The organism is sulfur-oxidizing endosymbiont of Gigantopelta aegis, from assembly GCF_016097415.1.
Classification (GTDB): domain Bacteria; phylum Pseudomonadota; class Gammaproteobacteria; order GRL18; family GRL18; genus GRL18.
In genome coordinates this window covers 3396447-3417317 of the sequence record NZ_JAEHGE010000001.1, presented here as the reverse complement: position 1 = coordinate 3417317, position 20871 = coordinate 3396447, and the positions used below count along the sequence as shown (strand labels likewise).

Annotated in this window: 22 protein-coding genes and 1 pseudogene; 16 read left to right on the top strand and 7 right to left on the bottom strand. The window is 41.0% G+C overall.

Features of this window, described 5'->3' with window-relative positions:
- Positions 1-35 precede the first annotated feature (35 nt).
- A complete protein-coding gene (gene mazG / locus JEU79_RS17470; RefSeq protein WP_198265137.1) occupies positions 36-893 on the bottom strand; it encodes a nucleoside triphosphate pyrophosphohydrolase in 858 nt (285 codons plus the stop codon).
- 327 nt (positions 894-1220) lie between these two features.
- Entirely contained in the window at positions 1221-1673 is a 453-nt protein-coding gene (locus tag JEU79_RS17465) for an Rsd/AlgQ family anti-sigma factor (RefSeq protein ID WP_198265136.1), read from the bottom strand.
- A 386-nt stretch (positions 1674-2059) separates the two neighbouring features.
- On the opposite strand from JEU79_RS17465, the gene JEU79_RS17460 reads away from it, so the two are divergent.
- From JEU79_RS17460 to JEU79_RS17425, 8 genes are all read left to right on the top strand, one after another.
- On the top strand, positions 2060-3028 hold the full coding sequence (locus JEU79_RS17460) for a chemotaxis protein (protein ID WP_198265135.1): 969 nt from the start codon (positions 2060-2062) through the stop codon (positions 3026-3028).
- A gap of 343 nt (positions 3029-3371) precedes the next feature.
- A complete protein-coding gene (locus JEU79_RS17455) occupies positions 3372-4436 on the top strand; it encodes a PhnD/SsuA/transferrin family substrate-binding protein (protein ID WP_198265134.1) in 1065 nt (354 codons plus the stop codon).
- Between the two features lie 38 nt (positions 4437-4474).
- The gene (locus JEU79_RS17450) at positions 4475-5293 is read left to right on the top strand and encodes a sensor histidine kinase (RefSeq protein WP_198265133.1); all 819 of its coding nucleotides are present in this window, start codon (positions 4475-4477) and stop codon (positions 5291-5293) included.
- Positions 5283-5900, top strand: a complete 618-nt coding sequence (locus JEU79_RS17445; protein ID WP_198265132.1) for a response regulator transcription factor — start codon at positions 5283-5285, stop codon at positions 5898-5900. The genes JEU79_RS17450 and JEU79_RS17445 overlap by 11 nt, the downstream gene beginning before the upstream one ends.
- Positions 5901-6325: 425 nt before the next feature.
- Positions 6326-6655, top strand: coding sequence for an IS66 family insertion sequence element accessory protein TnpA (gene tnpA, locus JEU79_RS17440; RefSeq protein ID WP_198263342.1), 330 nt, complete (start codon positions 6326-6328; stop codon positions 6653-6655).
- Positions 6652-6918 (top strand): IS66 family insertion sequence element accessory protein TnpB, encoded by a 267-nt coding sequence (tnpB, locus tag JEU79_RS17435; RefSeq protein ID WP_198265131.1) that lies wholly within the window; start codon positions 6652-6654, stop codon positions 6916-6918. Before tnpA ends, tnpB begins: the two co-directional genes overlap by 4 nt.
- A complete protein-coding gene (locus JEU79_RS17430; RefSeq protein WP_198262440.1) occupies positions 6918-7016 on the top strand; it encodes an IS66 family insertion sequence element accessory protein TnpB in 99 nt (32 codons plus the stop codon). Before tnpB ends, JEU79_RS17430 begins: the two co-directional genes overlap by 1 nt.
- 105 nt (positions 7017-7121) lie before the next feature.
- Positions 7122-7382, top strand: coding sequence for an IS66 family transposase (locus JEU79_RS17425; RefSeq protein ID WP_198265130.1), 261 nt, complete (start codon positions 7122-7124; stop codon positions 7380-7382).
- A 26-nt stretch (positions 7383-7408) separates the two neighbouring features.
- Here the strand turns inward: JEU79_RS17425 and JEU79_RS27630 are convergent, their stop codons facing one another.
- The gene (locus tag JEU79_RS27630; RefSeq protein ID WP_281400858.1) at positions 7409-7537 is read right to left on the bottom strand and encodes a hypothetical protein; all 129 of its coding nucleotides are present in this window, start codon (positions 7535-7537) and stop codon (positions 7409-7411) included.
- Here JEU79_RS27630 and JEU79_RS28785 point away from each other — a divergent pair.
- The 3 genes and pseudogenes from JEU79_RS28785 to JEU79_RS17410 all read left to right on the top strand — a co-directional run bounded on the left by JEU79_RS28785 (position 7521) and on the right by JEU79_RS17410 (position 9069).
- Positions 7521-8128, top strand: a pseudogene (locus JEU79_RS28785) (IS66 family transposase). The gene JEU79_RS27630 and the pseudogene JEU79_RS28785 sit on opposite strands and share 17 nt — an antisense overlap.
- The gene (locus tag JEU79_RS17415) at positions 8095-8607 is read left to right on the top strand and encodes an IS66 family transposase (RefSeq protein ID WP_198265128.1); all 513 of its coding nucleotides are present in this window, start codon (positions 8095-8097) and stop codon (positions 8605-8607) included. The pseudogene JEU79_RS28785 and the gene JEU79_RS17415 overlap by 34 nt, the downstream one beginning before the upstream one ends.
- A gap of 126 nt (positions 8608-8733) precedes the next feature.
- Entirely contained in the window at positions 8734-9069 is a 336-nt protein-coding gene (locus JEU79_RS17410; protein ID WP_198265127.1) for a PilZ domain-containing protein, read from the top strand.
- A gap of 45 nt (positions 9070-9114) precedes the next feature.
- On the opposite strand, the gene JEU79_RS17405 is transcribed toward JEU79_RS17410, so the two are convergent.
- The 3 genes from JEU79_RS17405 to JEU79_RS17395 are packed head-to-tail and all read right to left on the bottom strand — an operon-like array spanning position 9115 to position 10240.
- A complete protein-coding gene (locus tag JEU79_RS17405; RefSeq protein WP_198265126.1) occupies positions 9115-9477 on the bottom strand; it encodes a pentapeptide repeat-containing protein in 363 nt (120 codons plus the stop codon).
- 56 nt (positions 9478-9533) lie between these two features.
- Complete coding sequence (locus tag JEU79_RS17400) at positions 9534-10016, bottom strand: PaaI family thioesterase (RefSeq protein ID WP_198266057.1); 483 nt, start codon at positions 10014-10016, stop codon at positions 9534-9536.
- Positions 10016-10240 carry a DUF2835 domain-containing protein gene (locus JEU79_RS17395; RefSeq protein ID WP_198265125.1) on the bottom strand — a complete coding sequence of 75 codons (225 nt, stop codon included), beginning with the start codon at positions 10238-10240 and terminating at the stop codon, positions 10016-10018. Before JEU79_RS17395 ends, JEU79_RS17400 begins: the two co-directional genes overlap by 1 nt.
- Before the next feature lie 213 nt (positions 10241-10453).
- On the opposite strand from JEU79_RS17395, the gene JEU79_RS17390 reads away from it, so the two are divergent.
- Together JEU79_RS17390 and JEU79_RS17385 are read left to right on the top strand one after the other, a co-directional pair.
- Positions 10454-10657: an SAP domain-containing protein gene (locus tag JEU79_RS17390; protein WP_198265124.1), complete on the top strand. Its 204-nt coding sequence runs from the start codon at positions 10454-10456 to the stop codon at positions 10655-10657.
- Positions 10654-11289 carry a trimeric intracellular cation channel family protein gene (locus tag JEU79_RS17385; protein ID WP_198265123.1) on the top strand — a complete coding sequence of 212 codons (636 nt, stop codon included), beginning with the start codon at positions 10654-10656 and terminating at the stop codon, positions 11287-11289. Before JEU79_RS17390 ends, JEU79_RS17385 begins: the two co-directional genes overlap by 4 nt.
- Before the next feature lie 20 nt (positions 11290-11309).
- Here the strand turns inward: JEU79_RS17385 and hrpA are convergent, their stop codons facing one another.
- Positions 11310-15494, bottom strand: coding sequence for an ATP-dependent RNA helicase HrpA (gene hrpA, locus JEU79_RS17380; protein ID WP_425511185.1), 4185 nt, complete (start codon positions 15492-15494; stop codon positions 11310-11312).
- Positions 15495-15749: 255 nt separating this feature from the next.
- Between hrpA and JEU79_RS17375 the strand changes: the two genes are divergently transcribed.
- The 3 genes from JEU79_RS17375 to JEU79_RS17365 are packed head-to-tail and all read left to right on the top strand — an operon-like array spanning position 15750 to position 20861.
- Positions 15750-19916, top strand: a complete 4167-nt coding sequence (locus JEU79_RS17375; RefSeq protein WP_198265121.1) for a cyclic nucleotide-binding domain-containing protein — start codon at positions 15750-15752, stop codon at positions 19914-19916.
- Between the two features lie 21 nt (positions 19917-19937).
- A complete protein-coding gene (locus tag JEU79_RS17370; protein WP_198265120.1) occupies positions 19938-20573 on the top strand; it encodes a YigZ family protein in 636 nt (211 codons plus the stop codon).
- On the top strand, positions 20574-20861 hold the full coding sequence (locus JEU79_RS17365) for a SecY-interacting protein Syd (RefSeq protein ID WP_198265119.1): 288 nt from the start codon (positions 20574-20576) through the stop codon (positions 20859-20861). It begins immediately after the preceding gene.
- Positions 20862-20871 lie beyond the last annotated feature (10 nt).

The window sequence follows — 20871 nt, the reverse complement described above, 5'->3', positions numbered from 1 at the left end:
GCAATTTTTGTTTTATGACTAAAAATAACACGCTTCTAATCCCTGGATTTTTCTTTATCCGCTAAGTTTTTTTTAATGATCGCCCAAACAGCATCGAGTTCTTTCATTGTTGCTTGCTCCATGCTCTGTCTATCATATTGAAAATGCGCTTCCATGGCTTTAAAGCGTTGGGAAAATTTATGATTACTCATACGTAATGCTTTTTCTGGATCGATATCGAGTTTACGTGCCAAGTTGACACAACTAAATAACACATCACCCAGTTCTTCTTCAATACATTGCACTGATTGCTCGGAATTTTCTACCTGCTTAGCCTGATCCATTTCAGCAGATAACTCATCTAACTCATCCTTAATCACCGGCAGTAGCTCTTCTGCACATTCCCAGTCAAATTCAATTTGTGCGGCTTTTTTCTGGATTTTTACAGCCCGGGTCATCGCCGGTAAATTTTTGCTGATGCCAGCCATTAAACTAATAGGCTGGGCAGTCTCAGATGCTAAACTTGTATCTGTCTGTGCCTGCTGTTTTTCCAGCTCTTTTTGTTCTTCCCAGGCTTTGAGAAATGCCGCTTCATCTTCATAATGATGTCCGGCAAAGACATGAGGATGACGCATAATCATTTTATCTGAAATGGCCTGAGCAATATCTTCAAATTCAAAAACACCCTCTTCTTTGGCCAATTGCGCATAAAAAACCACCTGAAATAGCAAGTCGCCCAGCTCTTTTTTGAGCTCATTCATATCGCCCAATTCAATCGCCTCTGCAACTTCATAGGCCTCTTCAAGCGTATAGGACACCAGCGATTGATAATCTTGTTTCAGATCCCACGGGCAACCATTTTGGGGATCTCTCAACTTCGTCATAATTTCCAGTAAGCGAGTGAGTTGTTGCATAATTAAGCTTATATCCTTGGATTATTTTACCCCATGAAGCGCTTATTTTGAATAATAAGGGGAATTAAATTGATCTGATTTTAATGCTGAATGGCATCTGAGGAAAGAGATGTCTGACTTAAAGTGAGTCTTAAAATAATGCATTCGGGACAGCTCAAATAAGCTAATTTATCTTTACATTGGTAGGATGTGGTGAGGAACGAACCGCATCAATGGTTTTAAATGTACGTCTTTGATGCGGTTCGTTCCTCACCACATCCTACATCTGATTGGTAAACAAGGTTTGATCTGTGTCATGTATGCCAAGACTATTTTCTAATAAAGGGTTTAAGCACCATCTACATATAACAACGCGCTGATTACATCATCTTCAAGATTAATCCGATCGGCTAGAATCTCTCCCACTGAATTAAGATATTCTTCCAATTTTTCACAATCTAAAGTATTCACATCACTATTATATTTATCATGGAAATCTAAAATTTGCTGGGTATTATCAACTAATTCAGGATAAATACTATCGGCTATCTTAATGACACTCTGACGGCGCTCGGTGTTGTTTTCCAAATAATTATAGAGGTTAAAGTGTGCCTTGGCGCTATAATCAACCATCGACTCACAAAAATCTTCCAGAACCTCCTTCAAAGTGTCATTCATCTCAAAAGGCTTATAGGACATCACATCCTTGTATTGGGCCAATGTATCGGTGCGCGAATCAATTAACGATTCAATGATCGAACGAGATTGAACGCGGCGCTCTTGTGTTATTGTATCAGCCATTTTTATATCCTGTTTACTACTTAATTCATACTCAAATTACACTATGTTATTGAGCGTTTAAAAATAATTTTTTTACATCTTACCTATTATTGATGAAAAAATCGAAAAATTTCTATTTTTTTTCAAGTATATAAACATTCCATTATTTTCTAAACAAGAAATTAAGCTATTCACATCCGTATCATTTTATTCTTGGAAAAATACAAACTTCTGTACTACTATAAGTTATGAAAGAAGAGTATCACGGGTATCTATCGGACTTAGATAATTTTTGCATATAGCATTAACTATTAAAGTTATATTTTTTACTGTCGATATATCTCGTGTAAAGAAACTTTTATAAAATTAATACCAAGTAACGTATACAACACAAAGAGAACGCCACTATGCCTAATTTTATTCAATCTGTTGATGAGCGAACCAATCTAGCCGGTACCAACCGGCTCGAAGTGTTGCTATTCAGTTTGGGTAAGGATGATTCGACCGCACGCCAGGAAGTTTATGGTATCAACGTATTTAAAGTACGTGAAGTCATGCAAGTACCGGACATTACCCATGCACCGGATATGCCCAATTCAGTTGAGGGCATGACCAGTCTACGTGGCACGATGGTACCGGTGGTTAATTTATCTAAATTTTGTGACCTCAACATCTCCGAAGAACCACAGATCCTTATCGTCACAGAATACAATAAACACATGCAGGGTTTTCTGGTTCATTCAGTGGAAAACATCTTACGCTTACAATGGAATGACATTAAAGTACCACCACAAATGATGCAAGATAAGCTCGGCGGTCTGGTCACTGCCGTCACAGAATTACAAGACGGGCGCATTGCCATGATTATGGATGTGGAGAAAATCCTAGCTGAAACCGCCCATTTTGCTCAGGAAGACTCCTATTACGAAGATATAGCCACACTGGAAGATCAGGGTTATACCATTATGTTTGCCGACGATTCATCCGTAGCACGCTCACAAATTGAACGCACTCTAAACCACATGGGTATCGCTCATGTCAGTGCAATGAATGGCGCTGAAGCCTGGACAAAGCTCAAAGATATCGCCACCCGGGCAGAAACCACTGGGCTACCCGTGAAAGATTATATTCAAGCCATTTTAACTGATGTTGAAATGCCGGAAATGGATGGTTATGTACTTACAAAACACATTAAAAATGACCCACGCTTTGCAGGCATCCCCGTCATTATGCATTCCTCCTTATCCGCTGATGCCAATATGTCATTAGGACGCGGTGTCGGTGCAGATGCCTATGTTGCCAAGTTTGAGCCAAAGGAATTATCCAATAAGTTAGTCGAAATCCTCAACCATAATAGCAAAAAGGCATTAACCTAAAACTCCCAGAAACCAAAGCCCGCAACCAAAGCAGGGCTTTACCTTTCATTCATTACACGTTATCTTAACGCTATCTATCCTTAAGCCAAAAAAACAGGGCATGGAGAAATACATTATCCTAAAATAATCAGTTGAATCGTAGCGAGAGCGACTTAGGTGCTGAAGATTAAGGGTTTTACAGGTTATTTTGGCTTTATTCGTAGTCACCCTACGGGTGAAGTCAAAATGTTCTGGAAAATCCTTAAGATTCAGTGCATAAGGCGGTCGCAGTAGGTTCAACTGATTTTTTTAGGATTATGTAGACAATAGGATAGGCATAAGACATAGCGGGTAAGGAACAATTTTGACTGTAATCGTGACATCCAGCAGGCGCTTCAAAGGCTTCAATAAGCAATTCATGCTGTCCTTTAGTTTTCTTCTCTGTAGCGGGTTACTTAACGCTAGCCTCCCGGCTTATGCGATCAGCGATATTCCCAGCCAGACGCCTTTTATCATTTCAGAGCAGCCTCAAGTCCAAGTCAAAGAATCAAGAGTAAACAAAAAATACAATATCAGCATCGGTATTCTTAGCCAAACCCCACAGAATTCAATAAAAAACACCCCCTGGCAGTACACCTTTGAACGCTTAAACAATCATCCAAAATACCATTTCAGTGCACGATTTTTAGATGCCAAACAAATTCGCAGCGCCTTAGATGTCGATGAACTTGATTTTATTATCACTGATGCCATCAATTATATTTTGCTGGAAAAAAAATACGGCCTATTACGCCTACTCTCTCGCACAGTGCAATATGGTGACCAATATGTCACTACCGAAGGCTTGTCTGTTTATACTTTAAATGACAATTCAGATATCACCCGCCTGCAAGATTTAAAAAATAAAAACCTCGGTATAGTGAATGACCACTCCTCTCTCTCATGGCTGTTTCTGGAAAAATTTCTTGCCAATAATGGCCTGATAAATAACACCAACATACAACTTAAACGCATCGAAAATATTAATCAGGCCTTAGCGCAACTCTATGCCGGTAGCTTCGATGCCATTGTGGCAAAGTCCGGCATACTTGAAAACACCTTTAGCCACGAAAGCTTAGAGCAATTACGCCTCATTAATCCACGCCGTGGTTGGCAAGCTCCTTTTTTGCATAGCTCAGTACTCATTCCAGAATGGCCTCTGGCCAAAGCATGGTTCACTGATAATCAAACAGCCAGAGAAGTAGTTTCACTCTTACTCAATCAACAGCGCAACAATCACAATATTATTGGGATATTGCGCAAAATTATCATTCCCTCAATGCGCTATTTTCTCTTGAAAAAAAATCCAGTAATAGCAACTTCAGCGAAAATAATGACACCTCACGCAAAATGCAATATTGGATCAGCTTCATTATTATCTGTTTTCTAGTCATCATATTAATTTTATACCTAAGATCGTCAAGAGATTTGAATAATCGCCTTACCAGCTCCAAAGAGTCCTTGCTACAGGAAATTAAAGAACGTCAGCATGCTCAGGAACAAGCATTGACTCACCAGGCCGAATTAGCCCACGTAGCACGTCTAAGCACCATGGGGGAAATGGCATCGGGCTTAGCCCATGAACTGAACCAACCCCTCTCAGCAATCAATACCTATGTTCAGGGCTGTATCCGTCGAATCAATATGGGCAATACTGATTTGGATGCCATTGTGAATGCCCTTAAACTCACCGCACAACAAGCAGATAGAGCCGGGGGGATCATTCGCCGCCTGCGTAGTTTTGTCAGAAAAGGCGAATCCCATAAAACCTATAGTGAAATCAACCAAATCGTCAATGAGGTGACTGGATTTTTAGAGACTCAACTAAAAAACAAGCAGGTTGAACTCATTTTAGATCTCACCGAAGACCTACCACCGGTCCTTGCGGATATTATTCAAATAGAACAAGTCCTGATCAATTTACTCAAAAATGGTATCGAATCGATGGCCAATATTGAAAAACCCAGCATAATTGTTTCCACTCGACTTTCGGATCACAAATTTATCGAATTGTGCGTTATTGACAGTGGTCACGGAATCAGTGAAGATAAGCTCAAGCGGATTTTCAATCCGTTTTTTACCACTAAAACTAGCGGCATGGGAATGGGTTTATCTATCAGCAGTTCCATCATCGAAGCACATGATGGCAAACTCTATGCTGAAAATAATACCGAACAGGGCGCGCGATTTTGTTTAACATTGCCTATTCAGGAAGAACAACTAGGAAGTAATATTAATGAGCAATGATGCCATCGTTTTTATCGTAGATGATGATGAAGCTGTCCGACAATCAACTGCTTGGTTGATCGAATCTATTGGCCTGAAAGTCACCACATTTACCTGTGCAGATGAGTTTCTGGAAAACTATAATAATGAGCCCGGCTGTATTGTCATGGATGTACGCATGCCCGGAATGAGCGGCTTAGAAGCCCAGGAAGAAATGAAAAACAGAGCTATGTCATTACCGCTAATATTCATTACCGGTCATGGTGATGTACCGATGGCAGTCCGTGCCTTAAAGCGCGGAGCCTTTGATTTTATTGAAAAACCTTTTAATGATCAGTTACTTCTTGATGCTGTTCAACGAGGCCTGAAAAATAATAGCGAAGCAATGGAATCACTCATTCAAAACGAATCCATTGATAAACGCATCTCTTCTCTAACACCTAGAGAGCATGAAGTGATGATGCGAGTCACCGAAGGCAAGCCTAACAAAGTCATAGCTCACGAACTCAATGTCAGCATTAAAACAGTGGAAGTTCACCGTGCCCGAATGATGGAAAAAATGGAAGCCAGCTCCGTTGCACAACTGGTCAAAACGACTATTCAAGCGAGCGCAAACAACATTTTGTAAGCCTTCAAAGCGGCAATAAAATTTACCATTGTCTAATCTCAAATGTCTCACAATCAAAATGAAATGGATTCATATTTGACCCATTCCATTTCGTTTTGGCTTTTAAAAACTGGCAAAAAACAGGTTTTACTCATCAATTAATTCCCCTTCATTTCCACTAAAAACAGTTTTTCAAGCACTGTATTACTATTCCATTATATTTGTAATTTTGTGATGCAGTTCACATAATTTAAAATCCGACATTTTAAATTAAGAACAACATTTATCTCATTGTATTTATTAATAGATAATAAATATTCAAGGGTTTACCCCTTAAATTCTAAGAAAATCCCAATTCCATCGTAAGCGCTTAACCATCTAGCGTTATTCAAAAAATATCTCCCCTGCCTCATAATCAATCCATCGATTAATTATGAGACATATCAATGAAACCAGAAACCCAAGCCAACTCAAAACAATTTTGGCAAGACCACGTTAATCAATGGAATGAAAACAGTATCAGCCAGGCATCCTATTGTCAGGAACATGGGCTATCCATCAAACGTTTTGGCTATTACAAGCGTAAGTTGCTGGGTGCAACAACGCAAACCAGTGCGATGACAAAGGGGAATGGTTTTATTCAACTATCCTCCCCGAAACACTATTCAGCCCGCACCTCAGCATTAATTGTAGAATTACCCAATCAGCTACGCATTGAAGGAGTGACTGCCGATAATGTACAGCTGGTAAAACAATTAGCAGGACTGTTCCAATGAAGTCAGCCATACGTCCATCACTCAGCCTGCCACAGGTGTATCTCTATCTGAAGCCTGTTGATTTTCGTAAAAGTTTTATTGGCCTCAGTGCCATTGTTGAATGTGAATTAGGTCATAATCCTTTTGCAGGCCATCTGTATGCCTTTACCAATCGTCAGCGTAATAAAATTAAATGCCTCTTCTGGGATAATACCGGTTTTGTACTCTATTACAAAAGTCTCTCAGAAGAAAAGTTCAATGGCCAAAGGGTGAAGATGACCTGATGAATATCACCGGACAACAAATCAACTGGCTATTAGACGGCTATGATATCAGTGTCATGAAACCGCATAAGAAATTGCATTATGAGTCTGTATTTTAAGTACTTTTAGTCTATTTTTTGTTATAATAAAGCCATGCAAAACAAGGCTGAATCCACAAAAACGACTCTATATTTTCCGCTTTTTCACACGCGGACAAGAATGAATTGTTGAGTGTCATTGAACAGAAAAACCACCGTATAAAAATACTGGAAGAAGCCCTTTGTCTGGCTCGTAGTAAACGCTTTGCACCCAGCAGTGAAAAAAGTGATGGTCAGGAACGCTTATTTGATGAAGCTGAGCAGGCGGCTGACGATGAGGGGCTCCTGAACCTAAAACCACTTCGCCTAAGAAGAAAGAAAAACAGGCAGGAAGCCTTTCTCAAAGACTATTCCAAGAGTCCCTGTCTTCATCGATCTGACAGATGAAGAAAAAGCCGGTGCCATTGAGGTTTTTACACTAAAGTCAGAGAAGAGCTGGATATCATTCCAGCTAAAGTCCAAATACTGGAATACTTCCAGGAAAAAGCCGTCTTTGCAGGCACCAATGACACAGACAGTCGTTCAATGAAAGCTGCGGTCATGCCAAAACATCCATTACCTAAATCAATGGGCAGTATTCACCTGATGGCACACATCATTATCTCAAAATATGCCGATGGTTTGCCTCTGTATCGAATGGAAGGCATATTATCACGCTATGGCGGCGATATAACCCGAGCCACCATGGCCAATTGGGCTATTAAACTGGCTCATCAGTTCCAGCCGCTCATCAACCTCATGCGAGAACATCAACTGTCGGGTGACATCATCCAAATGGATGAAACGGTGCTCAAAGTATTAAAAGAGCCGGGACTCAGTGCTCATTCGAACAAATACATGTGGGTCAGTCGTGGCGGGCCACCTGACAACCCAGTGTGCTGTTTGAATACGATCCTTCTCGTAAGAAGGAAGTACCACTGCGCCTGCTTGATGGCTTTAGCGGCTATCTGCAAACCGATGGCTATGCCGGTTACAATGCCGTGTGTGCACAAAATAATGCCACATCGGTCGGCTGCTGGGATCACACTCGCCGTAAATTCAAAGATTCTCAGACGGCACAACCAAAGAAAAAGAGCAATCAAAAGCCTACAAAGCCGATGTGGCACTGGCCCATATCAATAAGCTGTATTTAATTGAGCGTGAGATAAAAGAAGCCAGTGTTAATGAAAAATTTAAGGTTCGTCAGAAACAGAGCCTGCCGCTTCTTGAGAAAATAAGAACATGGGTCGATAACACCCTGGGCAAAGTGCCGAACGACAGCTTGACAGGAAAAGCACTCACCTATATTAATAATCAATGGCCTAAGCTGACTGTTTATTGTGAAGATGGTCGGTTGAATATCAGTAATGTGCTGGCAGAAAATGCTATCCGTCCATTCTGCGTGGGTAGAAAGGCCTGGTTATTTTCAGATACGCCAAAGGGTGCACATGCCAGTGCAGTTCATTATAGTTTTATTGAAACCGCTAAGGCCAATGATATTGAGCCATATACGTATATGGTCTATGTATTAACCCAATTACCTTATGCGGATACGGTTGAAAAGCTGGAAGCATTGCTTCCCTGGAATTTTAAAAAATCAGAATTGGAAAAGGTAAAGAACGCTGTTCGTTAAGCGCTTACATTCCATCCATTTTTTTAATTCGCTAAACTAACGTTTCAAATATAAAAACAATATGCATTTCAGGGATATTAAGAAGAAAAAATAAAAGTAACACTAAAGCAAAGAGGGGGGATTTTCATGAACAAACGTTGGAATGTCAGAAAACCATCATCGGTAGATTTAGTCATCAGCTATCCCGCATTCGGTCTAATACGCGGCAAGGCAGTGAATATCAGTCATAACGGCATGTTTATCGAAACCGCCGCCATGTCACTCTGTAATAACTCTAAAATTGAATTAACACTCACCCTACCAGAACTATCAAAAGTACCTATCAATATCAAAGCAAAGATAGTTCACAACAACAACAAGGGCATTGGAGTGATATTCAGAAACAAAGAGGATCACAACATTGTCAACAGCATACAACAATATGCAACACCCGCCCAAGCTCAACAACGTATTGCCATGTAGCAATAGTGTAAGCAAATAGTGTAGCAGCAGGCTAAGTCCGAGGAACTACTCTGCTTCTTTTTTTACGCGTGGTACGCGCAAGCGTGTACCATGCTCAAAGGATAGGAGTACTTCTTGTGCCGTTATTTCCAGCGGAAAATAAGTCCCTGAGATTTTGGCACCATTGATACTACAACCATCCAATAACGAGCCTCTAAAGTCCACCCCTCTCAGATCAGACATTCTAAAATAGCAGCCTCTGAAATCTAAACCCACAGCATCAATTCCACGTAAATCAATCGAACGGAAATCACATGCCTTTAAATTACAATATTCACCCGCCTGCTTTTTAATATTAAATTCTTTAACCTTTCCTTCTCTGAGCAGTTGATACATTGGATCATTTGAAATTACTGGTTTATTACTCATTTTTTCATTCCTAATTGAAAAAGTTTATCGACACCCTCAAGGGTTTAAAGTATAGCCTATGCAGATTTAATTGTCCTAGTCCGAGGAATATATCCTGAGGGTCTTATAGCGACACGGCAAGTAATAACGGTACAAAGCTGCTCCTCCATATCGTAAAATCCATATTCAAAAACAGGATTGGCTCGCCCTCTTTGCGCCATTGCCTGAGAGATCTCAGTAATTTGTTGATCGGAGATTTCAAAGCGCAAAACCAGATCAGTACGTCCTTCACGAATAAAATTGACTTGTAAATTGCGCGTCCAGACTTCACAGCCGGGAAATAATTTCAAACAAGCCAGTACAGCAATCGGATCAGCTAATGAGGCCTGAAAGCCACCAAACATGGCGCCACCCGGATTCTTTGACAACCAGGTTAAAGGCAAACGGATATGCACTATTCGCCACAGTGGATCCATCTGTAAAACCCTAATCCGCATCAGCCAAAAAGGCGGATAAAAACGCAGACGAATCGCGGGTGAAAAAAACTGTAGCAATGACATCAATTAGACACCCTTTCCATGCTCAGCATTTTATTATTTTCATCAAAAACAATTCTAAAACTACCATTTATTCCCGACTGATCAATATGTTGTCGTAGTGCATTGGCCGGAAACTGCACCGTACGCCCATCGATAAGCTGTACTGTGACCGAATCAACCTCACCCTGATAATAACGCAGATAATCCTGCGCACTGATCGCAAGGCGAAAACGAATTTCATTCATTTAAAATACCCGACCATTTTTCTCTGATAAAAAATATAAACCTATTTCTCATTTTTATATAACATTTTTTAAAAAGTCATTGTATTTAAATAATTCTATACTAAAATCGCACTAATAAAAAATATCTATGTCACTATCAACAATACAACTCAACTATTAATATATCCTTAAAAGATATGGAAATGAGTTATACAAGCAAAGGAATTTAATCTCATGAAAATGCAAGAAATCAGAAAAATAGCAAAAAAAAATGGCCTCAGAAGTGGTAAACTCAATAAAACCTTATTGGTCAAACACATACAGATCAGCGAAGGTAATTTTGACTGTTTTAGCTCGGCATCCAATGATTATTGCGATCAAAGCAATTGCATCTGGAAAGAAGACTGCTTTAACCTGGCCAGAAAAAAAGCCGCATGAATCTTGATCCAACCCCCGAACTATTACAAAATTTATACTGGATAACCTTATTGGCAGTGATTGTTTCATCTGCTTCAGGTGTGCTTAAAGCAGGCTTTAAACAATTCGATTTATTTGGTGTGATTATTATTGCCGTAGCCACTGGATTAGGTGGGGGCTCATTACGTGATATGTTATTGGATCGTGGTGTTTTTTGGATCATTGATCAAAGTTTTTTTATTGCCTCGCTGAGTAGTGCTATCGCTATTTTTATTTTAGCTCGACTCGTACGCATCCCACCTCGGTTTTTCTTAGTCGCTGATGCTGCAGGTTTAGCCACCTTTGCCATAGCAGGCACATTGGTTTCACTCATGATTGGCATTCCTCCTTTAGTCGCGAGCTTTATGGGTGTCATAACCGGTACGATGGGGGGTATCTTTCGTGACGTGCTGTGTAACGAACCACCTGTTGTGTTTAGTAGTCCGCTCTATGCCACAGTGTCCTGGTTAGGCTCATTATTATTTATAATACTGATTTATTTTAATTTAGAGGTGGCCAGCGCTGCCATTATTGCTGGCTTAAGCATTTTTATTGCACGTCTCTTAGCAATGTATTACAAAATCAGTCTACCTCGATTTCGTTTTAAGTCATAAGTTCAAAAACACTTCACAACTTATAATAAAGCCTGCCATTTTTTTTCTAAACGTTTAACGGACACTGGCTGAGATGTTTTTAGTTCCTGAGCAAACAATGAAATTCTCAGCTCTTCAATGAGCCAACGATAGTCTTGTAATTCAATATCGGAAAAAAACAATCCATCTAGGGTATTTTTATCTTCCTTAGAAGCTTGAATTTTAAGTGCATATTGTTCCCATAAAGGCGTTATCTGCATCTGATTCAAAGCATCTCGACGGGGATCACTTTTGGCCTTTTCCAGTCGTATCGTCATGCCTTTAATATAGCGTGGCAAACGCTTGAGCCAGATAAGAGGCGTTTGCGCCACAAAGCCCGGATAAATCAAATGGCTTTGCTGGGCTTTAATATCAGCCAAAGTAATTACCAAATTAAAAGGAATATTACCTTTTAGCTGTTTAGCCAATGCTTGATTCGCCTGTAAAACATTGAGCACCGTCTGACAAACATCAACTTTATCGTTTTCTAATGTTTTTTCTACAGCTAAAGCCACTTGCTCAAAAACGCATTTATTACGAATGGCATCGATATTTACTGCTGACTTTGTCATCACTTCACGCCAACAATTAAGTAGAATCGCAATAACAATATCCTGTTTTAATGATGTGCAAGTACCATAAGGCGTGAACAATAAACAGGCCTTATCAATAAAGGGCAATTGTTTCTGTAATTGTTTTAGCGGCTTGGCTAATCTCAGACGAATTAAACGAAAAATACCCTGGCCGTGATTATCCTGAGCCATTTGATGTTGATCATACAACTTGATGGCCACGCTATCCTGCTGATCACACAAGGCCGGATAAAGCGTCATGGTCATACCATGTCGTTCCATGACAATGGCTTCGGGCAAGGCATCAAAATCCCATTCCACAATGCCCTGACGTTCAATAGAATCATCCATCGCACTCATGCCTTCACTGGACTGTTCAAACTGAGCAAGTGCTTTGTCACCCCATTGCAACTTCAACAATGACAGATCTCGACTACTATCAATTTCATGACCATCCTTATCAATGATCTTAAAATTCATTTTTAAATGATCCGGAATTTTACTCATAAAATTGCTTGAATCATCCTGTCTTAATTCATGATCCAGCTGATTAGACAGGGTATAAGAAAGACGGGATTTAAGAAATTCCAGTAATTGCGCCATTAAATCACCCTGACGATAAGCTTTTTGTTCTAAAAAATCTGTAACCGTATCGGGGACAGGCACAAATTGTTTGCGTATCACCTTGGGTAAAGCACGCAATAATAAGGTGATTTTTTCTCGAATGAGACCGGGCACTAACCACTCAAAAACCGCTTCATCCAATTGATTTATCACCGCCAAGGGGAAAACCAGTGTCACCCCATCCAGTGCGTGTCCCGGTAAAAAATGATATTCCAGCGGTAATTGCAAGTCTCGATTCATAATGGTGGGCGGATAAAGTTCATCAGAAATATGATCGGCATCTTTTTTTAACAAGTCTGCTTGCTGCAAATAGAGGTATTCTGGATCATTGGCCTCTACTTTCTTACGCCATTGTTCAAATGCCGCACGGGTATAGATAAATGGCTGCTGAGCACTGTCATTATTAAGCATTAAGTCATGTTTTATGCGTTGCTGGTAAAATTCAAAAATAGCCAGTTCATCAACCAATAAGTCTTTGCGTCTTGATTTGTGTTCTAAGTGTTCCAATTCATTGATCAATGCTAAATTATATTTTATAAAACGCGGTGTCTTACGATTTTGATCGTGATAATCACCACTGACCAAGGCATCACGAATAAAAATTGTCTGTGAAATTTCAGGATCAATCGGACCATAGTTGACTTTCTTTTTCGCATTAATCACCAAGCCATACAAACTCAGCCGACTCCAGGCAGAAACCTGACCTGACTTTTCTTCCCAGAACGGTTCGAAATAATGCTGTTTAATCAGATGCTGTGCCTGCTGTTCCAACCATTGCGGCTCAATCCCTGCCACAGTACGGGCAAAGACCGCTGAGGTTTCCACAATCTCAGCCGCCATCAACCATTTTGGCTTACGTTTATAGAGGCGTGATCCGGGAAAAATACCAAAACGCATATTGCGTGCGCCCAGATAAGTATTTTTATCTTCTTTAAAACCAATATTACCCAAAAAGCCCGTCAATAAGGCTTGATGAATAGCAGCATAATCTAATTTATCTTCATCATCACGCGGCTGGTCATGATTCAAAATAGGCAAGTCATTTAAGCGAAAGCCTAAATCTTTACATTGCCCCAATAATTGCTGATACAGTTCCCGCCACTCACGCAGTCGCATAAAGGATAAAAAGTTGGCCTTACAATATTTACGCAGTTTATTTTGTGTCAGGTGTTTGCGTTGCTGCTCATAACTCAGCCACAAATTGATAAAAGTGATAAAGTCAGAACGTTGACTCGCATATTGAGCATGTTTTTCATCCGCAGCCTGTTGTTTTTCAACGGGACGTTCACGGGGTTCCTGACAGCTCAAAGCCGAAGCAATGATCAACACCTCAGACAATACCTTATGCTGCTGTCCGGCAATAATCACCCGGCCTATTTTCGGGTCAACCGATAGCCGAGCCAGTAAACGTCCAGTGGCCGTTAATTGTCGTGCAGAATTAATCGCTCCGAGCTGTTCCAGCAACAAATAACCATCATTAATTTGTTTGTCTGAGGGTTTTTCTAAAAAGGAAAAATCTTTTATATCACCCAAGCGTAAGGACAGCATTTGCAAAATAACTTGAGCCAAATTTGTTCTGAGCAATTCCGGCTCGGTAAAGCCCGGACGTTGATCATGTTCCTGTTCACTATAAAGGCGAATGGCAATACCATCACTCACCCGTCCACAGCGACCACTGCGCTGGCGGGCTGAGGCTTGGGATATTTTTTCTATGGGTAGGCGTTGAATTTTATGGCGCACACTATAACGGCTGATACGCGCAAAGCCCGTATCAATCACATAACGAATTCCCGGTACGGTCAGGGATGTTTCAGCCACATTGGTCGCCAGGATAATACGTCGGCCACTATGACTGGAAAAAATACGCCGCTGTTCACCGGGCGATAAGCGGGCATAAAGCGGTAATATTTCCGTGTGATCAGGATGATGTTTACGCAAGGCTTCAGCACTTTCACGAATTTCTCTTTCACCGGACAAAAACACCAGAATATCACCATCGGTTTCCGTGGCTAATTCATCGACCGCCAATAAAATACCATCAATCATATCGCTATCATCTTCAATCGCATTGTAGCGAACTTCAACAGGATAGGTTCTACCCGATACCTCGATTACTGGGGCATTGTTAAAAAACTGCGAAAAGCGTTCCGTATCGATGGTTGCCGAGGTAATAATGACCTTCAAATCAGGTCGTCTAGGCAGGAGTTGCTTGATATAGCCCAGCAAAAAATCAATATTTAAACTGCGCTCATGAGCTTCATCAATAATAATGGTGTCATAGCGATTTAAAAAACGATCCGTTTGTGTCTCAGCCAATAAAATACCATCCGTCATCAATTTGACATAAGTTTCTTCACGACTTTGATCGCTAAAACGCACCTTAAAGCCCACTTTTTCACCTAAAGGCGTATTCAACTCATCAGCAATACGCTCTGCAACACTGCGAGCCGCCAAACGACGGGGCTGAGTATGGGCAATTTGTCCCATCACACCCCGACCAATACTGAGGGCTATTTTAGGTAATTGGGTGGTTTTTCCAGAGCCCGTCTCACCTGCAACCACAATCACTTGATGTTTTTTCAATAATTGTTGAATTTCATGCAACTTCCTTGATACCGGCAAAATATCAGGGAATTGAGGCTTGGGCAATGCTTGTTTGCGTTGTGTGACTTTTGCTACAGACTGAGCAATCTTTTTCTCGCATCGTAGTATCAAATCAAGCAAATAATTTAACTGTTTTGAATTCTGCTTATCACGACTAGAACTTTCATCCGAGACAGCGGTCTTAGAAGGGCTTTTTCTATCCTTTTGAGACTCTACTTCAGGTTGAAACTCTATTTTAGGCATTTTTTTCAGCATCAAATACGCTTTATCCAATTGTTTTTTCAAAGGATAACGGTCAAAGAGATAACATTGCTTAATTTGTTCACGTAAACGGGCAAGCTGTTGCTGAAATGCCTGATGAGATGTGTTCTGGTTCATATTTTTTATAATTTTTTGACTTATTTTTAGCTGAAAGATGATTATAACCGAACTGGTTCAAAAAATTATGACTTCAATGTTTGCTTTTTGAGTGTTTCTGCTAGAATTAAGAGATAACGTCTCACGACAGAAAAAATTTAACAGCAGTATCACAGATATCGATGAACTGTAACAATTTAACTGCCAGCTTATCATCCATAAACATTTGACTAAGCCCAGGATTGGAATGCCCATCCTGGATAAACTGGTAATCGGAGTAATTAAATGGCTGCCGCGCCTAATCTAGATGTAAACATCATAAAGAAATTTTCACCCTTAGATTCTCTAAGTCTTGATAAAGTTCAAGAGGTGATTGAAAAGTCAGCCGTGCAAAAAATTCCTGCTGGGCGGATGCTTTTTAAACAGGGTGATAAGGACAAATGGACAGTATACCTACTCTCAGGCACAGTAGAAGTTAAAGAGTCTGGCAGCAAAGCACAATTAATTGAAGCTAATTCCAATGCCGCCAAAAATGCCATTGCCAACGCTATCCCTCGTCCCGCTTCAGCTAAAGCGAAAACCGACATTAGCATTTTAATTATTGATCGGGATCTCTTAGATATTTTGCTCAATTGGAATGCACCGTCCAGTATCGAAGTGACTGAATTGGATGATGAAGACGAAGACTGGATGACGCGTTTTTTACAATCCAATGCCTTCTTACAATTGCCTGCGTCCAATATCCAGGCTCTGATGATGCGCTTACAGGAAACACCGCTAGCCATGGGTTCCAGTGTCATTAAAGAAAATGATGCCAATGATGACAAATTCTACATCATTCAACAAGGCCGTTGCATCGTCACAAAAACCAATCCCAGCACTGGCGACCAAGTCACCTTAGCAGAATTACGCCTGGGCGATGGCTTTGGTGAAGAAGCACTCATTACCGGTGGTATCCGTGGTGCGAGCGTTACCATGCAAACCGATGGCGTAATTCTTTCGCTAGACAAAAAAGATTTTATTGATCTACTGGTTTCACCCTTAATACATCGCATCAAACAAAGTGAGATCGCAGCACTGAATCAAGCAGAGATTCAGCTCATTGACGTGCGTAATGAAAATGAATTTGCCGCCAATGGCCTAGCTGATAGCATCAATATCCCAATTAATTTAATCCGCAGCCAATTAAGCAAGCTCTCTGCAGAGAAACACTATATTATATATTCCAGCAACGAGAATCGCAGTATTGCTGGGGCATTTTTATTTATTCAGCAGGGTTATGACTGTACTATTATTGAAGGTGGCGTTGGCGCAGCCGATATTTCTCAAAGTGCTGCCACCACTTCCCCTAATAAGGAAGCTGTAAGGCCTGCCGCTAAACCAGTTGTCTCTCAAAATAAGCCCATAGCGCCAGTAAAAGCCTCACCAGCAGTTACCGAACGTCGCCAGGAAACCATTACCTCACCGGAAGTTGAAGCCGCACGAAAAAAAGCCGAAGAGCAATCCAAGCAACTCAATATCGCAGAGACAGCCCGCAAAGAAGCTGAGGGCATGGCAGCAGATTTACGTGGAGAAGCTCAAGAAGCCCTTAAAAAAGCCGAGCAAGAAGCCAAGCGTGCTCAGCAAGCAGAACTTGCTCTGAAATCAGCACAACTCAAAGCAATACAACTTGAAGCACAACAAGAAGAGCAAGGCAAGTCATCACTCGAACTCGATCAAATTAAACAACAGGTAGAAGAAGAAACACACCTCAAAGCCGAAGCCGAAGCCTCACGCATTAAGGCCGAGAAAGAAGCAGAGAAGTTACGCGATGACGCAGACTCTGCCCGACAATTAGCTGAAAAAGAAGCACAACGGGCAACAGCAGCAGAAGCGGCGCGAAAAGAAGCGGAAGAAACAGCCAAAGAATTACACAAAGAAGCCTTGCAGGTAAAATCTGATGAAGTCAATAACGCACTCTCTAAAGCAAAATCTGAAGCTGAACGAGCAGAAAATGCTGAATTAGAAGCCAATCGTCTCCGACAAGAGTCTGAGCAAGCGCTTAAACGAGCAGAAGAAGAAGGTAAACGTGCCGAAGCGGCAGAACAAGCTCGAAAAGATGCTGAAGAAGCCATTCGCCAGTCCAGTCAGGAACAACTCAGTGAAAAAGAAGCCGCTTTAGCTGAAGCTCAAAAACAATCACAAGAAGAGGCAAAACGGGCTGAAGAAGCTATTGCTGAAGCACAACGGGTGCGTGAAGAAGCTGAACAAGCCTTGCAACAATCTGAAGATCTCGCCAAACTCTCTTCTCAAGCAGAATCCGAGTTGCTCAATGCCAAAGAAGAAATTGAGCGCCTGAGAAAAGATGCCGATGCCCGCCAACATGCCGAAATTCATGAAGCCCGCATCAAGGCTCAGGAAGAAAAAGAACGCGCAGAAAAAATTGATGCGGACAGAGAGGCCGCACTAGCTGAAGTCGAACGCCTTAAACAGGAAATGCTCGAAGCCAAAGAACAAATGGCAAAAGAGCTGGAAAAACAACAGCAAGAGCAAGCCTCTTTGCAAGACCAGCATAGCAACCATTTAAAAACCACTGCTGAAGACGAGTTACTCAACATTAAAGCCGAAATGGATGCTGCCCAAGAAGCTTTATCTGAAGAATACGCTCGCTTAAGCATGGAGCAGGAGAATGCACTACAAGAAAAAATCAATCAGGCTCAGCAAGAAGCAGATCAACACGAAAGTCAGCGTTTAACAGCTGAGCAAGCACGTGTTGACGCACAAGATGAAATGCAACGCCTTGCCGAGCAAATGAAGGCTGAGAAACTTGAGCGAGAAGAACAGGAAAAACTACGCTCTGAGGAATTAGCCGAAGCACAACAACGTATTGATAGTGCCAATGAGCGTGCGCAAGCCGCAGAATTAGCCCGTGAAGAATTTGAAAATGAACTAGAACAAGTCCGTGCTGAAACAGCACAGGCTCGTTCTGACATGGACAAATTACGTCAAGATATGGCGCATGAAATTGACACCGAACGCAAAGAACTCGAAGCTGCAGTATTACAGCAGCGGCAACAATTGGAAGCCGAAAAATTATCCCTGTCAGAAGAAGCTCAAAAACTTGAAGATGAAGCTTTAAAATACCAGCACGAAATTTTTGCCTTTAAAGAACAGGTTGAAGCAGCAAAACAAGAAGCACTTGACGAAGCTGAAGAGCTTAGAACACAAAAAGATGTCCTGATGAAGCAAACCGAGGAAGAGACTCGCAAGCTGAAAGAACAACTGGAAACAGCTCGCCAAGATGGCAACCAAGAAGTTGAAGAACTGAAAAAGCAGCTAGAAACTGACCGTCAAGTTGCAATGCAAGAAGCTGAGACTTTAAAGCAGCAATTAGAAACTGATAAGCTTGAAGCAACAAAAGAAGCCGAGGCTTTAAAACAACAATTAGAAGCTGATAAGCTTGAAGCAACAAAAGAAGCTGAAGTTTTAAAACAACAATTAGAAACCGATAAGCTCGAAGCAAGCAAAGAAGCCGAGGCTTTAAAGCAGCAATTAGAAGCTGATAAGCTTGAAGCAACAAAAGAAGCCGAGGCTTTAAAACAACAATTAGAAGCTGATAAGCTTGAAGCAACAAAAGAAGCTGAAGTTTTAAAACAACAATTAGAAACCGATAAGCTCGAAGCAAGCAAAGAAGCCGAGGCTTTAAAGCAGCAATTAGAAGCTGATAAATTTGAAGCAACAAAAGAAGCCGAGGCTTTAAAACAACAATTAGAAACCGATAAGCTCGAAGCAACAAAAGAAGCCGAGGCTTTAAAACAACAATTAGAAACCGATAAGCTCGAAGCAAGCAAAGAAGCTGAGGCTTTAAAACAGCAGTTAGAAGCTGATAAACTTGAAGCAACAAAAGAAGCCGAGGCTTTAAAACAGCAATTAGCTGCTGATCGGCAAGCTGCAGAACAAGAAGCTGAAGCATTAAAAACTCAATTGGAAACAGCTCGCCAAAGTGCCTTGCAGGAAGTTAATGAATTACAAAAACAAAAATTAGAATTAGAAAAGCAGGCGCAAGAAGAAGCACTTGAACTCAAAGAACAATTAGAACAAATTCAGATCAACAAACAACTTCAGGAACAATCAATTGCACTGCAACAAAACGAATTGGATCGCATGCAATCTGAAGCAGATAATGCCCGGGTACAATTGGAAGCTGAATCACAGCGCTCCCGTGAAATTGAGCGCCAAAACGCCTTACTCCGAGCAAAAGATGAAGCAAGGAAACAAGCCATTGAAGAAGCTAAGCGCCGTCGCGAACAATTATTAGGCAACACACAACAAGAAGTTGCGCCACCGGTATTAAAAACATCCGTTGCCCCATCAAACATTCCAGCAGACAATAAGCCATCAGCCAAGGAAAACTCAATTCATGATGAGCTGAAAGCAGTCTATGATTCCATAAAAAAAGAAAGTGGTGTCTAATTCAGCACGGCGTTTTTCTTAATGACTGAGGCATTAATGGCTGAAACAACGCGTTATTTCATTCCAGAGCAAGCGCTTGAAATAGAGACTGAAATTAAGCGTAGTCGGTTTATTGCTCATATAGCTCATTGTGATAGCAGCGAGAAGGCGCGACAAATTATCGAACAAGCCCGACAGCGCTATCCTGATGCACGGCATCATTGCTGGGCCTATATTGCCTGCCCTCCTCTATCATCCACTGCGGTGCGTTTTAGTGATGACGGTGAACCATCCGGCACGGCTGGTAAGCCTATTTTAAATGTCCTACAACATAGCCACTATGGCGAAATAATTTGTGTTGTCAGTCGTTATTTTGGTGGCATTAAATTAGGCGCAGGCGGCCTGATCCGTGCTTATAGCAATAGTACCCAAGCAGCACTTGAGCAATTATCGGTTCAAGAAATTGTCGAACTACAAGACTGGCAGATAGAATTTTCTTTCTCCTTTGAATCCTCTATCCGGCATTATCTTGAATCAATTGAGGTTAAGCTTGCCCAGGTAGAATATCAAACACTGGTCATATTTCAAATCCAAATTGAGCAAACACTGATTGAGAATATGCAGCAACAAATTCGTAACATCTGTAAAGGTGAGGTATCATTTGTTCATAATCAATAAATGAACTCAAATACAATCATGTCAGACATCAAAAACACCGATATTTCAGCACAGGCAAGTAAATTTAATAACACCCTGGATAATTTTTTTAAACGCTTTATTAATGTTGTGAATGCAGAAACAGGCGAATCACCTATCACTAAACATGAGCCTGATTGGCCATCAGAGTGCCAGCAAGGTGATGCCTTTCTTTCTGAAACAATGCAAGATTCGATACACTGGTTACCGATTCAAAGAGAAGCCAATTACAGTGGACCCCATTGTCAAGACAGCTTTCTCAAATATTAAGATATAATTC

Coding starts and splice junctions, on each gene's coding strand:
- JEU79_RS17370 (WP_198265120.1), top strand. CDS start 19,938: ATGACTGAGGCATTAATGGCTGAAACAACGCGTTATTTCATTCCAGAG.
- JEU79_RS17400 (WP_198266057.1), bottom strand. CDS start 10,016: ATGTCATTGCTACAGTTTTTTTCACCCGCGATTCGTCTGCGTTTTTAT.
- mazG (WP_198265137.1), bottom strand. CDS start 893: ATGCAACAACTCACTCGCTTACTGGAAATTATGACGAAGTTGAGAGAT.
- tnpA (WP_198263342.1), top strand. CDS start 6,326: ATGAAACCAGAAACCCAAGCCAACTCAAAACAATTTTGGCAAGACCAC.
- JEU79_RS17390 (WP_198265124.1), top strand. CDS start 10,454: ATGAAAATGCAAGAAATCAGAAAAATAGCAAAAAAAAATGGCCTCAGA.
- JEU79_RS17375 (WP_198265121.1), top strand. CDS start 15,750: ATGGCTGCCGCGCCTAATCTAGATGTAAACATCATAAAGAAATTTTCA.
- JEU79_RS17465 (WP_198265136.1), bottom strand. CDS start 1,673: ATGGCTGATACAATAACACAAGAGCGCCGCGTTCAATCTCGTTCGATC.
- JEU79_RS17385 (WP_198265123.1), top strand. CDS start 10,654: ATGAATCTTGATCCAACCCCCGAACTATTACAAAATTTATACTGGATA.
- JEU79_RS27630 (WP_281400858.1), bottom strand. CDS start 7,537: ATGACCGCAGCTTTCATTGAACGACTGTCTGTGTCATTGGTGCCTGCA.
- JEU79_RS17430 (WP_198262440.1), top strand. CDS start 6,918: ATGAATATCACCGGACAACAAATCAACTGGCTATTAGACGGCTATGAT.
- JEU79_RS17395 (WP_198265125.1), bottom strand. CDS start 10,240: ATGAATGAAATTCGTTTTCGCCTTGCGATCAGTGCGCAGGATTATCTG.
- JEU79_RS17405 (WP_198265126.1), bottom strand. CDS start 9,477: ATGAGTAATAAACCAGTAATTTCAAATGATCCAATGTATCAACTGCTC.
- JEU79_RS17460 (WP_198265135.1), top strand. CDS start 2,060: ATGCCTAATTTTATTCAATCTGTTGATGAGCGAACCAATCTAGCCGGT.
- JEU79_RS17445 (WP_198265132.1), top strand. CDS start 5,283: ATGAGCAATGATGCCATCGTTTTTATCGTAGATGATGATGAAGCTGTC.
- tnpB (WP_198265131.1), top strand. CDS start 6,652: ATGAAGTCAGCCATACGTCCATCACTCAGCCTGCCACAGGTGTATCTC.
- JEU79_RS17365 (WP_198265119.1), top strand. CDS start 20,574: ATGAACTCAAATACAATCATGTCAGACATCAAAAACACCGATATTTCA.
- JEU79_RS17410 (WP_198265127.1), top strand. CDS start 8,734: ATGAACAAACGTTGGAATGTCAGAAAACCATCATCGGTAGATTTAGTC.